The following is a 14,710-nucleotide window of genomic DNA, read 5'->3' as shown; positions in this document are numbered from 1 at the left end:
ATCTGTTTCTTCCTTTAACTTCTAGTTCTTAGTCCGAAGTTTTTGTATTCACGTTCAGCGCATCTTCAATTAGCGCTTTTTGTTGTTTCAAGTGTACTGACATATAGCCAACTGCCGGTGATGCTGACGCTGGACGACCAGCATACTTAAGGTCAGCACCCGCAGGGATAGCAGCACGGAAGTTGTGTTGGCTACAGTACCAAGCACCTTGGTTTTGAGGCTCTTCTTGACACCAAACGAAATCTTCAACGTTTGTGTATTGCTCAATCGCCGCTTTTACTTCATCCAGAGGGAATGGGTAAAGCTGTTCGATACGAACAATCGCAACATCTTCTTGCTCATTGTTGCGGCGCTGTTCTAGTAGGTCGAAATAAACCTTACCTGAACAGAACACTACGCGTTTCACTTTCGCAGCATCTAGGCTATCAATTTCAGGAATTGCTGGCTGGAATGTACCATCCGCAAGATCTTCCATTGTTGACGTACACAAAGGATGACGAAGTAGAGACTTAGGAGACATCACAATCAGCGGACGACGCATTGGACGAACAACCTGACGACGAATCATGTGGTAAACCTGAGCCGGAGTTGATGGCACAACAACCTGCATGTTTTGTTCAGCACATAATTGTAGGTAACGTTCTAGACGAGCTGATGAGTGTTCTGGACCCTGACCTTCATAACCATGAGGAAGTAGCATTGTTAAGCCACATAGACGTGCCCACTTTTGCTCACCTGATGAAATGAATTGGTCAATGACCACCTGTGCACCGTTAGCAAAGTCACCAAACTGCGCTTCCCAAAGGGTAAGGCCGCTTGGCTCAGCTGTTGCGTAGCCGTATTCAAACGCAAGTACTGCTTCTTCTGATAGGACTGAGTCGAATACTTGGAAAGGACCTTGCTTGTCATGAATGTTCGCTAGTGGAACATAGGTGCTCGCATCATTCTGGTTATGCAGAACTGAGTGACGGTGGAAGAAAGTACCACGACCAGAATCCTGACCAGAGATACGAATACGCTTACCATCATCAACAAGTGTTGCATACGCCAGTGTTTCTGCCATACCCCAGTCGATCGCTTTCTCGCCACTCAACATCGCTTTACGATCGTTGTAAAGCTTGTTTACACGACTCTGTAGCTTGTGACTATCAGGGTAAGTAGTTAGGCGCGTACCGAGCTCAAGAAGACGCTGAGTATCAAACTTGTTGTCCCACTCAACATCCCAATCATGGCCAAGGTATGGTGACCAGTCTACTGAGTGTAGAGCCATAGGACGCCACTCTTTCACCACAACTTCACCATGATCCAGTGCATCACGGTATTCATTCACAAGTTGTGTTGCTGTATCAATACCAAGGATCTCTTTCTCCATCAGCACGTCAGCATAAAGCTTACGTGGCGTTGGGTGCTTCTTGATTTTTTGATACATAAGAGGCTGAGTCGCATTCGGCTCATCCGCTTCGTTGTGACCATGACGGCGGTAACACACCAAATCAATCACAACATCACGTTTAAATTCGTTACGGTAATCCAGAGCAATGCGAGTGACAAAAGCCACCGCTTCTGGGTCATCGGCGTTAACGTGGAAAATCGGCGCCTGTACCATCTTCGCGATATCAGTACAGTACATCGTAGAACGGGTATCAGTCGGGTTAGACGTTGTGAAGCCAACTTGGTTATTGACTACGATACGTACGGTACCACCAACTTGGAAACCACGCGCCTGAGACATGTTGAACGTCTCTGCTACTACGCCCTGACCAGCAATTGCCGAGTCACCGTGAATAGTGATTGGAAGAACCGTACTGCCCGTCTTATCGCCTAAGCGGTCTTGACGAGCTCGGACTGAACCAATAACTACTGGGTTTACAATCTCAAGGTGAGATGGGTTAAAGGCAAGCGCTAAGTGAACATCACCACCTGGCGTTGCAAAGTCTGCCGAGAAACCTTGGTGATACTTAACATCACCGGTACCCCAAGTTTCGTCATGCTTACCAGCAAACTCATCAAATAGGTCTTGTGGTTTTTTGCCTAGTACGTTGACTAGCATGTTCAGACGACCACGGTGGGCCATACCGATAACCACTTCACGCATACCACTTGCACCTGCATGACGAATCAGTTCTTTCGTCATTGGAATCAGGGCATCACCGCCTTCAAGCGAGAATCGCTTCGCACCTGGGAATTTTGCACCCAAGTAACGCTCTAGACCTTCAGCTGCTGTCAGCTCGTCTAAGAACATGTGCTTTTCTTCGTTTGAGAAAGATGGCTGACCGACAACAGATTCTAGACGCTGTTGAATCCAACGTTTTTGCTCTGTGTCTGTCATGTGCATGTATTCTGCACCGATAGAACCACAGTACGTCTTCTTAAGCGCTGAATAGATATCTTTCAACGGCATAGTTTCTTGGCCAACGGCAAAAGAACCTACGTTGAATGATTCTTCTAGATCATCTTCGGTAAGATTGTGGAATGCATGGTCTAACTCCGCCACAGGTGGGCGTAGCCATAAACCTAGAGGATCAAGCTGTGCCGCTTCGTGTCCACGGAATCGGTAAGCATTGATTAATTGAAGTACTTTAACTTGTTTAGCGTCGACATCTGGGTCACTAACCTGGACACTGTAATGCTTTGTTTCTTGAGCGAGTCGTCGGAAGTAGTCACGGACACGCGAATGTGGTTGTTCTACCACTTCTTCAGATGGCTTAGGTAAACCATCAAATACGCGTTTCCACTCCTCACTTACCAGATCGGGATCACTTAGATACAGTTCGTAGAGGTCCTCTACATACGTTGCATTGGCGCCAGCCAAGTGTGAAGACTCGAGCCATGCCTTCATCACGCCGTTGTGCATATTTTCCCTTAACCAGTAGTTTTCACGTTTGCTGCGGTCTTACGCCGAGCTATTAAGAGCCGACCCAAATTAGGTCGGCAATTTTTGTTGTTAAATTAGACGGAACGATTCACTAACATCGTCTTGATGTGACCAATCGCTTTCGTCGGATTTAGTCCCTTAGGACAAACACTTACACAATTCATGATGCCATGGCAACGGAAAACGCTAAATGCATCATCAAGATTTGATAGACGTTCATCTGTTGCGGTATCTCGGCTATCAATTAACCAACGGTAAGCGGCAAGTAAACCAGCTGGGCCAAGGAATTTATCAGGGTTCCACCAGAACGATGGGCATGATGTTGTACAACATGCACACATGATACATTCGTATAGGCCGTCAAGATGCGCACGCTCATCTGGCGATTGCAGATTCTCTCTTGATGGTGGAAGAGCTCCATCATCAATCAAGAAAGGCTTAACTTTCGCATAGTTGTCATAGAACTGTGTCATATCAACGATAAGATCACGAACGACCGGTAAACCTGGCAGTGGGCGAATCACAATTTTGTCGCCTTGTAGTGCCGACAACGGAGTGATACACGCGAGACCGTTCTTACCATTCATGTTCAGACCATCTGAACCACAAACACCTTCACGACATGAACGACGGAATGAGATGGTTGGATCTTGCTCTTTTAGCAGGATTAACGCATCCAATAGCATCATGTCAGAGCCTTCTTCCACCTCAAGGGTGTAATCTTTCATGTAAGGCTTTTGGTCAACGTCTGGGTTGTAACGGTACAAAGAGAAATTCAGTTTCATAATATTACCCTCCTTCCCTTAGTACGTACGTGCTTTTGGTGGGAACGCTTCACGATGAACCGGTTCCATGTTTACATCGCGCTTCGCCATTGCTTCCGTTTCTGGATTGTAGACTGAGTGACATAGCCACTGAGAATCATCACGGTCTGGGAAATCAAAGCGAGCATGCGCGCCACGGCTTTCTGTACGGTAGTTTGCCGCAACCGCCGTCGCATAAGCTGTTTCCATTAAGTTTTCTAGTTCTAAACACTCGATACGTTGAGTATTGAATTCAGTCGACTTGTCAGCAAGGTGCGCATTCTTCAGACGCTCACGGATAACTTTTAGCTCTTCTAGGCCTTTTGCCATTGCGTCACCTTCACGGAATACCGAGAAGTTATTCTGCATACATTGCTGAAGGTCTTTACGAATTTGTGCTGGGTCTTCACCCTCAGTGCTGTTTTCCCAACGGTTGTAACGCTCTAGAGAACGCTCAATGTCAGCTTCCGTTGCTGGTTTCGCTTCAGCTTGCTTCGCTAGGGTTTCACCTAGGTGCAGACCTGTTGCACGGCCGAATACCACCAAGTCTAGTAGAGAGTTACCACCAAGGCGGTTAGCACCGTGTACAGATACTGATGCGATTTCGCCACAAGCAAATAGACCTTGAACTTCAACGTCTGCACCTGTTTCATCTTGCTTGATTGCTTGACCAGAAACCTGAGTTGGGACACCACCCATCATGTAGTGACAAGTTGGAATGACTGGAATTGGCTCTTTCACTGGGTCAACGTGAGCAAACGTACGAGACAGTTCACATACACCAGGTAGGCGTGACTCAAGCGTCTCTTTACCTAGGTGATCCAGTTTCAGTTTAATGTGTGGCCCCCAAGGACCATCGCAACCACGACCTTCACGAATTTCGATCATCATTGAACGAGCAACAACGTCACGACCAGCAAGGTCTTTCGCGTTAGGTGCGTAACGCTCCATAAAGCGTTCGCCATCTTTGTTAAGAAGGTAACCACCTTCACCACGACAGCCTTCGGTTACAAGAACACCTGCGCCAGCGATACCCGTTGGGTGGAACTGCCACATTTCCATGTCTTGCATTGGTACGCCTGCACGTAGCGCCATACCAACACCATCACCCGTGTTGATGTGAGCATTGGTTGTTGATGCGTAGATACGACCAGCACCACCCGTCGCTAGGATGGTTGCTTTTGATTTGAAGTAACACACTTCACCCGTTTCCATACAAAGCGCAGTACAACCTAAAACAACACCATCTTCGTTCTTCACAAGATCCAGTGCATACCACTCAGAGAAAACCGTTGTTTTGTGCTTGATGTTTTGTTGGTAAAGCGTGTGTAGAAGTGCATGACCAGTACGGTCTGCAGCCGCTGCCGTACGTGCAGCCTGCTCACCACCAAAGTTCTTTGACTGACCACCAAATGGACGTTGGTAGATAGTACCGTTGTCGAAACGTGAGAAAGGTAGACCCATTTTCTCAAGTTCAATAACAGACTCAGGACCATTCTTACACATGTATTCGATAGCGTCTTGGTCACCGATGTAGTCAGAACCTTTAACAGTATCGTACATGTGCTGTTCCCAGTGATCTTCATGTGCGTTACCTAACGCAACAGTGATACCACCTTGTGCTGATACAGTATGAGAACGGGTAGGAAATACTTTAGAAAGCAAAGCACATGATAGGCCTTGCTCAGAGATTTGTAGCGCAGCACGCATGCCTGCACCACCAGCGCCGATTACTACGGCATCAAATTCGCGAACTGGAATAGACACTTACGCACCCCACAAAATAAATAGACCAGAGAAGAAGTAACCAAACAGTACCGCAATAACCGCTAACTGAAGGCCGCCACGAAGCTTAGCGCATTTAATGTAGTCAGTAAGAACCTGCCACAAGCCAATCCACGCATGGATTAGAACCGAAACTAACGCTAGCATCGTGAACACTTTAGTGAACGTGCCACCAAAGAACTGAGTCCAAGATACGTAAGAGATATCTGTGAAAGCACAAAAGCTCACGAGATAAATTGTGTATAGAGTCATAATGATCGCGGTCGCACGAATCAACAGGAAATCGTGGACACCATTACGACCAAAAGATGAAATATGTTTTACCACACCATAATCCCCGCTAGTAGTGACAGTACGGCTGTCGCTGCGAATGCAACCTTAGCGCTCATCGCGCCAGATTCCAGCTCTTCAAAATGACCTAAGTCCATCAGAAGGTGACGAATACCACCAGCGATGTGATAGGCCAATGCCGTTAAGATTCCCCACAAGATAAATTTCACGAAGAAACCGTCAACGATGTCGACTGCTTGTGCGTAACCTACAGGAGAGGATAAAGATATGGATAGTAACCAAAGTAGGATCCCGACCGCGACAAACGTAATTACACCAGACACACGGTGCAAAATAGATGCGATTGCTGTGATCGGAAAGCGAATGGTCTGTAAATCTAAATTAACAGGTCTTGACTTTCTTTCTTTCACGGGCTTGCTCACTCAGCTCCATTGAGCATTTATAGTTATGAACGAATTTTGGTTGCAAACCCTCAAAAGTTAACATTAATTTAACAATCACACCCATTTGAAGACGGACTATTTTGTAAAATTTTTGTTAACAACAAGACTAAAAACTTCACCTCACTATTGTTTCAAGCCTTGAATTTATTAGGTTTCCACCAAAATTTACTGCGCCACTATACGGCTGGCAACATTCTAATACAATTGATGTAACAATTTTTGCTACACAGCACAGATTTTTAACCTTACGTGTTCAAAAAATCATAACAAGTGCACACATCAGAGGAGATAAATTGACTTTGATAACGAATCAACGTACAAAAATGTCACACAAAACATCCTGGACGGATTAATAATAAAACAAAGGAGATTGTTATGGCGGATAAGAAAGCTACCCTTCATGTTGAAGGACAAGCGCCTATCGAGCTACCAATTATGGAAGGTGCCCTTGGTACACCTGTAATTGACGTTCGTAAACTGGGAGCAAATGGATTTTTCACTTTTGACCCAGGTTTTCTTGCCACTGCATCTTGTGAATCTCAAATCACCTATATCGATGGCGGCAAAGGTATTCTTTTGCACCGCGGTTATCCAATTGATCAGTTAGCTAACAACGCTGATTACTTAGAAGTATGTTACATCCTTCTTTATGGTGAAGCCCCAACCCGTGAACAATACGAGCAATTCAAAACGACAGTAACTCGCCATACTATGGTGCACGAGCAAATCGCAAGCTTTTTCCATGGCTTCCGACGTGACGCACACCCAATGGCAGTTATGTGTGGTGTGGTTGGCGCACTGGCTGCGTTCTACCACGATTCACTAGACATTAATAACGACGAACACCGCGAAATTGCGGCATACCGACTACTGTCGAAAATGCCAACACTAGCGGCGATGTGTTACAAGTACACAATCGGTCAACCATTTATCTACCCACGCAATGATCTAAACTACGCAGAAAACTTCCTACACATGATGTTTGCCAACCCATGTGAAGAATACGAAGTAAACCCTGTAGTTGCTCAAGCGATGGATAAAATCTTTACGCTACACGCAGACCACGAGCAAAATGCATCAACGTCTACAGTACGTCTATCTGGTTCTTCAGGTGCGAACCCATTTGCATGTATTGCAGCGGGTATCGCTTCTCTATGGGGCCCAGCTCACGGCGGTGCTAACGAAGCATGTCTGAAGATGCTTGAAGAGATCGGCAGTGTAGAAAACATTCCTGAGTACGTAGCACGAGCGAAGGATAAAGATGACCCGTTCCGCCTAATGGGCTTCGGTCACCGTGTTTACAAGAACTACGACCCTCGCGCAACAGTAATGCGTGAAACGTGTCACGAAGTTCTAAAAGAGCTAAACATCAAAGATCCACTACTTGACGTAGCAATGGAACTTGAGCGTATCGCACTTTCTGATGAGTACTTCGTATCTAAGAAACTGTACCCGAACGTAGATTTCTACTCAGGTATCATTCTTAAAGCGATTGGTATTCCAGTATCGATGTTTACAGTTATCTTCGCGATTTCTCGTACTATCGGTTGGATTGCGCATTGGAACGAAATGCACAGCGATCCACTTAACCGTATCGGTCGCCCTCGCCAGCTATACACTGGTGAAGTGCAGCGTGAGTTCTCACCTCTTCACGAGCGTGAATAATCGCTGACGAGTAAAAAGTTAAAGGGCTGATGTGTGAACATCAGCCCTTTTTTATTAGATTGGTTGTCATCCTCAAGAACGAGGCGCGAGTGAATTGAGGAGCTCTCACCGCGAGCCACCAACCTTTAGAGATTCCTTACTCCCTCATTCTTCGGTCTAAGGAATGACAAATCTTTCTCTCGCAGGGCCAAGCTCGTTCCCGCTTTCCCGTAAGACGAGTTCCGTCCTTCGTTTAAACCGGATTATCAATATCGATAAACTCAACATCCAGCCCATGCTCTTTCGCTAACCACTCACCCAGAGCTTTTATTCCATAGCGTTCTGTCGCATGGTGACCCGCGGCAAAATAATGAATGTCCTGCTCTCGTGCTGAATATGTTGTGCGTTCTGAGATCTCACCCGAAATAAACGCATCTAGCCCATTCTTAGCAGCAAGCTCAATATAATCTTGTCCGCCGCCAGTACACCAGCCAACCGTTTCAATCATCTTATCGGCATTATCTGGAGCAATATGCAAAGGCTCACGCTTAAGTACTTGGTTTATCTTGCTAGCAAATTCGGCACCAGTCATCGGCGTTTTTAGTCGACCAAACATCGCTACAGATTGCGGATGACCTTCAAGACCACCTTCAACTTCGATATCTAACAAACGCGCCAATTCGGCGTTGTTACCAAGTTCAGGGTGAATATCTAGTGGCAAGTGATAGCCCATTAAGTTGATGTCATTTTTAATCAACGTACGGATACGCTTCCCCTTCATGCCGCGAATCGGCTCTGGCTCACCTTTCCAAAAATAGCCGTGGTGGACCAAGAGTGCATCCGCATTTAGCTCAACCGCTTGATCAATTAAAGCTTGAGAAGCCGTCACGCCTGTCACTACTTTTTTAATCTCGTCAGTTCCCTCTACTTGCAAACCATTTGGCGCATAGTCTTTGATAAGTTGAGGCGACAGTTTTTCATTGAGTATTTTTTCTAGTTGTAGATTGTTCATAACAGCTTCCATTTCATTGTCGGCATGACACAATTTATTGTTGCGCAAAGTGTATTCGAACCGTAGCAACCTTACTAGACCCTAGCTACAATAGTCCGGCTCAACATATATAGGTTTAAGGATGAATACACTCGAACGTTTTTACCATTGGGTTCATGAAACGCCTTCACTATTTAAGCTCACCAAGCCATTTGTCGACCTAACACAATTCGACTTAACTCCATTGCGTCAGCAAGAATATCAGGGGAATCCGAGACTAGGCTTTTTGTATCAATACCTCTGCACTGAATTGATCTCTAACAGCCGCCAATATTCCCTGCTGGAAGAAGAAATCCAGATCAATAAACCGTCAGGACAAACTCTTGGAGCGATAGACCTGATACTCCGCAATAATGACACCACGCAAAATGAGCACTGGGAAGTCGCGATTAAGTTCTATTTATTGCACCAGGGGATTTGGTACGGCCCTAACGCTCATGACCAACTGGACAAAAAGCTCGACAGGATGCTTTCGCACCAACTAAGGATGAGTTCTACAAGTGAGTTTCTTGAGCAATACCCGCAGTACAAAGACTTACAAGAGCAGCTCTTAATTCAAGGTCGGCTCTACATCAACCCATTTTCGCCAGAAACTGTCCCTCGAGAATGTTTAGGGCTCGATCTTAACCCAAGCCAGATATCCGGTTACTGGTGCTATCAAAGCCAATGGGAGCAAATTGGTGAACCACTCTATGAGCTCGATAAGCCACGTTGGGCTATCGGTTTAGAAGAGTTCATTGAGCCAATCAACAAGCCCAATGGACGGTTCGTTCATGCCCAGACCAAAAGCGGACAATTCTGGTTTGTTGTGCCTGATAGTTGGCCAAGCTAATAAGTACGTGATAAGAGCGATGTATTACGATTCCTACCATCGTCATCCTCAAGAACGAGGTACGAGCGAGTTGGGGATCTCTTTAAGCAAGTCGAAGATGGTATGAGATTCCTTACTCGTTCATTTTTCTCTCTAAGGAATGACTTAACTTCCAATAAAAAGGGCTGACAATTTGTCAGCCCTTGATACAACATTTCATCGTCTGAATTACAGACCTGCGTTAGCGAAGACTTGATTCACAATCTCTTGTGCTTCTGCTTCGATCTGCTTTAGGTGGTCAGCACCTTTAAAGCTCTCACAGTAAATCTTGTAGATATCTTCTGTCCCTGATGGGCGCGCTGCAAACCAACCGTTTTCAGTGGTTACCTTAAGGCCACCGATCGCTGCACCGTTGCCTGGCGCATGCGTTAGACGAGCCGTAATTGCATCACCGGCTAGTGTCTCTGCCGTTACCATTTCTGCTGATAGCTTAGATAGCACGGCTTTTTGAGGGCCATTTGCCACAGCTTGAATACGGTTATACTCAGACGCACCGTGTTTCGCCGCTAGCTCTTCGTAGTACTCTTGTGGGTTCTTGCCTGTTACAGCAGTAATCTCAGCCGCTAGAAGACACAGAATAATGCCATCTTTGTCTGTAGACCATGGTGTACCGTCTTTACGTAGGAATGAAGCGCCCGCAGATTCTTCGCCACCAAAGCCAAACTTACCTTCGTATAAACCATCAACAAACCATTTGAAGCCAACTGGTACTTCACAAAGTTCACGACCAAGGTCAGCCACTACACGGTCAATAAGCGCACTTGAAACCAGAGTTTTACCAACAGCAACGTCTTTACCCCAACCTTGGCGGTGACGGTAAAGGTAATCAATACATACCGCAAGAAAGTGGTTCGGGTTCATCAGACCTTTTGGCGTCACGATCCCATGGCGGTCATAATCTGGGTCATTGCCGAAGGCTAGGTCATATTCATCTTTAAGTTCTAGAAGGCCTGCCATTGCGTAAGGTGACGAACAGTCCATACGAACCACACCGTCTTTATCCAAAGACATAAACTGGAATGATGGATCAATCGCTTCGCTCACCAAGGTTAGATCTAAGTTGTATGCTTGACCAATCTGACGCCAGTAATCAATGCCACTGCCACCAAGGGGATCAACACCCAGCTTTAGATTTGCCTTTTGGATCGCTTCCATATCGATGACGTTTACTAGGTCATCAATGTACGGTTTCACAAGGTCACGCACTACAAACAGCTCAGACGCTTTTGCTTGTGCCAAAGGCATGCGTTTCACACCTTGTAGGCCTTCAGCAATTAAGACGTTGGCACGATCTTGAATAGCTTGAGTCAATTCACCTTCAGCCGGGCCACCGTGCGTTGGGTTGTATTTAATACCGCCATCTTGAGGTGGGTTATGTGATGGTGTGATAACAATACCATCCGCTTTCTCACCCTGTGTAAGGTTATGAGTCAAAATAGCATGAGAGACACCCGGAGTCGGTGTATACCCGTTGTCTAACTGGGTAATCACTTGCACCCCATTCGCGATCAACACTTCAATCACACTTGAAAATGCAGGTTCCGACAGCGCATGTGTGTCTTTACCTACAAATAGAGGACCTGTCGTTCCCTTCTCTGCTCGTACTTCGGCAATCGCTTGAGTAATCGCTAAGATATGGTTTTCATTGAAGGTAGATTTGTCCGCCGTACCACGGTGGCCAGATGTGCCAAATTCAACTTTGTGATTTGCGTTCGATGGGTCAGGTTGAAGTAGAAAATAATTCGCGACAAGGGCAGGAATATTGTGCAGATCTTGCTGTTGAGCTTTTTTTCCTGCTCGTGGGTGCATAGCCATTTGACATCCTTTCTTAAAATTATCAGAAATAAAAAAACCTCATAATACGCTATGTAAACAGTATATTATGAGGTTTTAATCAGAATTCTCTAAATTGAGTTAGTTACCTTCTCAATGATTTCTGATGGGTAATTCATTCTCGCCATCAGCTGGTCAACCATCTGCCTTTTTCGGCTCGTATTGTTATTGGTGATAACCCAAAATGGTGAACCCGGAATCGCTTTTGGCTTAGTGGTGTTACCGTTGGCCAGTAGCGTTTGTTCGTTATCAGCAAAGTAAACTCGTTTGCGACCTTTCACTTGGGTTGCTTCTGAGAAATCACTCGGGTTAATGTGATGCAGTGTCGATAGAACCAGCATGAAACGATCAATCGCTTTTTTAAGACCCGCAAACTCATCCGAAATAAGTAATGAGCGCATCTCTTTTACACTGTCTACAGACTCTTCTTTAATGGCATCTTTACTAACAACTATACCTTTAGGTTGCGCCATAACCTGTGGCTCTGGTGCGGCTGAAGGCTTTGCATCTGTCATCAGTAGACGACGCAAAATATCTGATGCACTTTCACCAATATCCTGGGTTTGACTTGCGATGTAACGGTATAGATCCTCATCAACCTCAATTGTTTTCATTCGCTTTTCACAATCTCTATGTTTAAACTCTGGGGGATTATAGCGAGATCTTTCATGAGACTCTACGGTTTACCTGTAACGAATAAAATAAAATGTCACATCTGCTCAACTACAAAGTCGAAGGTGAGGGTCACACCACTGTATTGATCCACGGATTGTTTGGAAATTTGGACAACTTGGGGCTACTCGCTCGCGATCTTAAACAAGATTATCAAGTGATCAGCATTGATCTTCGTAACCACGGAGTCTCCTTTCAAAGCCAGCAGCATAACTATGAACTCATGGCGCAAGATGTGCGAGAGGTCCTGGATCACCTAAACATTGATACTTACACGATCATTGGTCACTCAATGGGTGGCAAAGTCGCCATGAAGCTGGCTGAGATCGATCAAGCACGTGTCGCTAAATTGCTGGTATTGGACATGGCTCCAGTTAAGTATACCCAAAGCCGTCACGATAATGTCTTTTCCGGTCTCAAGGCCGTCATCGAGAAAAAGCCGACAAGCCGCAAGCAAGCTCTCGAGATATTGGCTGAGCATATTGAAATTGAAGGTGTAAGACAGTTTTTAGGGAAGTCTCTGTTTAACAATGGTGATCACTTATCTTGGCGCTTCAATGTCAAAAGCTTGTGGGACAATTACTGGGAAATTTTAGGCTGGAACCCAATTAGCCCAATTGATACCCCTACTTTGTTTATCAAAGGTGGAGACTCAGACTACTTAACTGCTGAACATCAGAGCGATGTGCAGCAGCAGTTTACGCATGCGAAAGCCCACGTTATTGCTAATACTGGCCATTGGCTGCACGCGGAAAAACCGGCTGAAGTATTACGTTCAATTCGTAAGTTCATTGCCTAGAAGAGAATGAGAGATCCGTTGCGCTCTGCCCGTTAACTTTATCTATTAACAGTGGTATAGTGCGGCGCAAGTAATTTGGCATAAAGGGACCCCATGCTTTACGACTACATGAACATGCTCGAGTCTATTGGGCTCGATCTACTTTTTGCGTCTATCTTTTTCTTAATTGGTATGGCGATAAAAGATGTCTTAAAAGCGGGTAACGTTCCCCCTTTCGGTCGTCGCATTGTATGGTTAGTTCTATTCCTTGGCTGTGCTGGTTTTATTGCTAAAGGCATAATTCAGTTAAGCTGGGAAGGTGGTGGTATCGGCTGATCGAGTCGATCTCACAACAGAAAATAGTAAAGGTAGCGAATCTATGGCAAGTGTAGGCATCTTCTTTGGTAGCGACACAGGTAACACTGAAGCTGTTGCAAAGATGATTCAAAAGCAACTAGGTAAACAACTGGTTCACGTTCAAGATATTGCAAAAAGCAGCAAAGAAGATATCGATAACTTCGACCTTCTGCTTCTTGGTATCCCAACTTGGTACTACGGTGAAGCGCAATGTGACTGGGATGACTTCTTCCCAGAGCTAGAGCAAATCGACTTCTCAACTAAGCTAGTCGCTATCTTCGGTTGTGGTGACCAAGAAGATTACGCAGAGTACTTCTGTGATGCGATGGGCACCGTTCGTGACATCGTTGAAGCAAAAGGCGGCACAATCTTGGGCCACACTTCAACTGACGGCTACGAATTCGAAGCTTCTAAAGGCCTTGTAGAAGGTGATGACAGCCTTTTCGTTGGTCTATGTATCGATGAAGACCGTCAACCAGAGCTGACTGATGAGCGCGTAAACAACTGGTGTAAGCAGATTCACGAAGAAATGTGCTTAGCTGAACTAGAAGACTAATTGGCGCTTTTAGACGTTAAAAAAACCTCCGGCTTGGAGGTTTTTTTGTATCAATTGATGACGAATCAAGCCGGCTGCTGCTCCGTTTCTTCACGATACTTTGGTTTCTTACGTACATAAAGTTTACGTTGCACTTCTGAAATGACAGCACCATTAGCATCTTTCACATACGTAATAAATTCTGGGAAACATTTATCCCCGTGGGCTGTTTGCTCAAGAATGTCTTGTAGCTGATCTTGGCTGACACAGAAGTCAGCATACAAATCCGTTTGACCAGGTTTGATAAAGTTAATACTCGCTTCCTTATCCCAGACATAATACTGATCGCCTAAAATCCCCATCAGCATTAGAGAGTAGACGGGATCGGTCAAAGAAAAGATGCTGCCACCATACTGAGTCCGATTAGCGTTCTTATTCCACCAGCGCAATTTTAGCCGCATTTTTACTTCTCTGAAGTCATCACTGATCGATAGAATTTTAATTCCTGCCCCCCAAAATGGAGGCCAACTATTAAGCGCAAATTTCACTACACCTGGACGATAAATTTTCGCCAACGACTTATTCATCCTTGATCCCTAAGTTGCCATTACCTACACATGTTACGCAATTGTAACTGGTCGGATGTCATTAGTCAGTGACCTCTCCCAACTTTATAAAAAATTAGTAGTAACCCTTTGAACTTCGTGGTTTATTGTTACTGGGTACTGCCCTATAATGATAGGAATATTGAATTCTGTTAGTTACTGCAGAT

14 protein-coding genes are annotated in these 14,710 nt (G+C 45.3%); 5 read left to right on the top strand and 9 right to left on the bottom strand.

The window, feature by feature from the left end:
* Positions 1-28: 28 nt before the first annotated feature.
* The 5 genes from sucA to sdhC form a co-directional block, all read right to left on the bottom strand.
* Positions 29-2,854: a 2-oxoglutarate dehydrogenase E1 component gene (sucA, locus tag EJ063_RS13055; RefSeq protein ID WP_126574718.1), complete on the bottom strand. Its 2,826-nt coding sequence runs from the start codon at positions 2,852-2,854 to the stop codon at positions 29-31.
* 95 nt (positions 2,855-2,949) lie between these two features.
* Positions 2,950-3,660: a succinate dehydrogenase iron-sulfur subunit gene (locus EJ063_RS13050; protein WP_126574717.1), complete on the bottom strand. Its 711-nt coding sequence runs from the start codon at positions 3,658-3,660 to the stop codon at positions 2,950-2,952.
* An 18-nt stretch (positions 3,661-3,678) separates the two neighbouring features.
* Complete coding sequence (gene sdhA / locus EJ063_RS13045) at positions 3,679-5,445, bottom strand: succinate dehydrogenase flavoprotein subunit (protein WP_126574716.1); 1,767 nt, start codon at positions 5,443-5,445, stop codon at positions 3,679-3,681.
* Positions 5,446-5,790, bottom strand: a complete 345-nt coding sequence (gene sdhD, locus EJ063_RS13040) for a succinate dehydrogenase, hydrophobic membrane anchor protein (protein ID WP_004413188.1) — start codon at positions 5,788-5,790, stop codon at positions 5,446-5,448.
* On the bottom strand, positions 5,784-6,176 hold the full coding sequence (gene sdhC / locus EJ063_RS13035; protein WP_008078592.1) for a succinate dehydrogenase cytochrome b556 subunit: 393 nt from the start codon (positions 6,174-6,176) through the stop codon (positions 5,784-5,786). Before sdhC ends, sdhD begins: the two co-directional genes overlap by 7 nt.
* Positions 6,177-6,572: 396 nt before the next feature.
* Here sdhC and EJ063_RS13030 point away from each other — a divergent pair, with 396 nt between their 5' ends.
* A complete protein-coding gene (locus EJ063_RS13030; protein ID WP_126574715.1) occupies positions 6,573-7,862 on the top strand; it encodes a citrate synthase in 1,290 nt (429 codons plus the stop codon).
* A gap of 232 nt (positions 7,863-8,094) precedes the next feature.
* On the opposite strand, the gene EJ063_RS13025 is transcribed toward EJ063_RS13030, so the two are convergent.
* On the bottom strand, positions 8,095-8,853 hold the full coding sequence (locus EJ063_RS13025; RefSeq protein WP_126574714.1) for a Nif3-like dinuclear metal center hexameric protein: 759 nt from the start codon (positions 8,851-8,853) through the stop codon (positions 8,095-8,097).
* A gap of 121 nt (positions 8,854-8,974) precedes the next feature.
* Here EJ063_RS13025 and EJ063_RS13020 point away from each other — a divergent pair, with 121 nt between their 5' ends.
* A complete protein-coding gene (locus EJ063_RS13020) occupies positions 8,975-9,724 on the top strand; it encodes a DUF1853 family protein (RefSeq protein WP_126574713.1) in 750 nt (249 codons plus the stop codon).
* Positions 9,725-9,931: 207 nt separating this feature from the next.
* Here EJ063_RS13020 and pgm read toward each other — a convergent pair whose 3' ends face one another.
* Entirely contained in the window at positions 9,932-11,578 is a 1,647-nt protein-coding gene (gene pgm / locus EJ063_RS13015; protein WP_126574712.1) for a phosphoglucomutase (alpha-D-glucose-1,6-bisphosphate-dependent), read from the bottom strand.
* Positions 11,579-11,667: 89 nt separating this feature from the next.
* Positions 11,668-12,210 (bottom strand): replication initiation negative regulator SeqA, encoded by a 543-nt coding sequence (gene seqA, locus EJ063_RS13010; RefSeq protein WP_126574711.1) that lies wholly within the window; start codon positions 12,208-12,210, stop codon positions 11,668-11,670.
* Between the two features lie 92 nt (positions 12,211-12,302).
* On the opposite strand from seqA, the gene EJ063_RS13005 reads away from it, so the two are divergent.
* From EJ063_RS13005 to fldA, 3 genes are all read left to right on the top strand, one after another.
* Positions 12,303-13,067, top strand: a complete 765-nt coding sequence (locus EJ063_RS13005; protein WP_126574710.1) for an alpha/beta fold hydrolase — start codon at positions 12,303-12,305, stop codon at positions 13,065-13,067.
* A gap of 93 nt (positions 13,068-13,160) precedes the next feature.
* Entirely contained in the window at positions 13,161-13,382 is a 222-nt protein-coding gene (locus EJ063_RS13000; protein ID WP_004413180.1) for a DUF2788 domain-containing protein, read from the top strand.
* Positions 13,383-13,425: 43 nt separating this feature from the next.
* Entirely contained in the window at positions 13,426-13,959 is a 534-nt protein-coding gene (fldA, locus tag EJ063_RS12995; RefSeq protein WP_126574709.1) for a flavodoxin FldA, read from the top strand.
* A 65-nt stretch (positions 13,960-14,024) separates the two neighbouring features.
* On the opposite strand, the gene EJ063_RS12990 is transcribed toward fldA, so the two are convergent.
* Positions 14,025-14,525, bottom strand: a complete 501-nt coding sequence (locus tag EJ063_RS12990) for a DUF4442 domain-containing protein (RefSeq protein WP_126574708.1) — start codon at positions 14,523-14,525, stop codon at positions 14,025-14,027.
* Positions 14,526-14,710 lie beyond the last annotated feature (185 nt).

This window comes from Vibrio aquaticus (assembly GCF_003970385.1).
GTDB lineage: Bacteria > Pseudomonadota > Gammaproteobacteria > Enterobacterales > Vibrionaceae > Vibrio > Vibrio aquaticus.
This window is presented reverse-complemented; position numbering and strand designations above follow the sequence as displayed.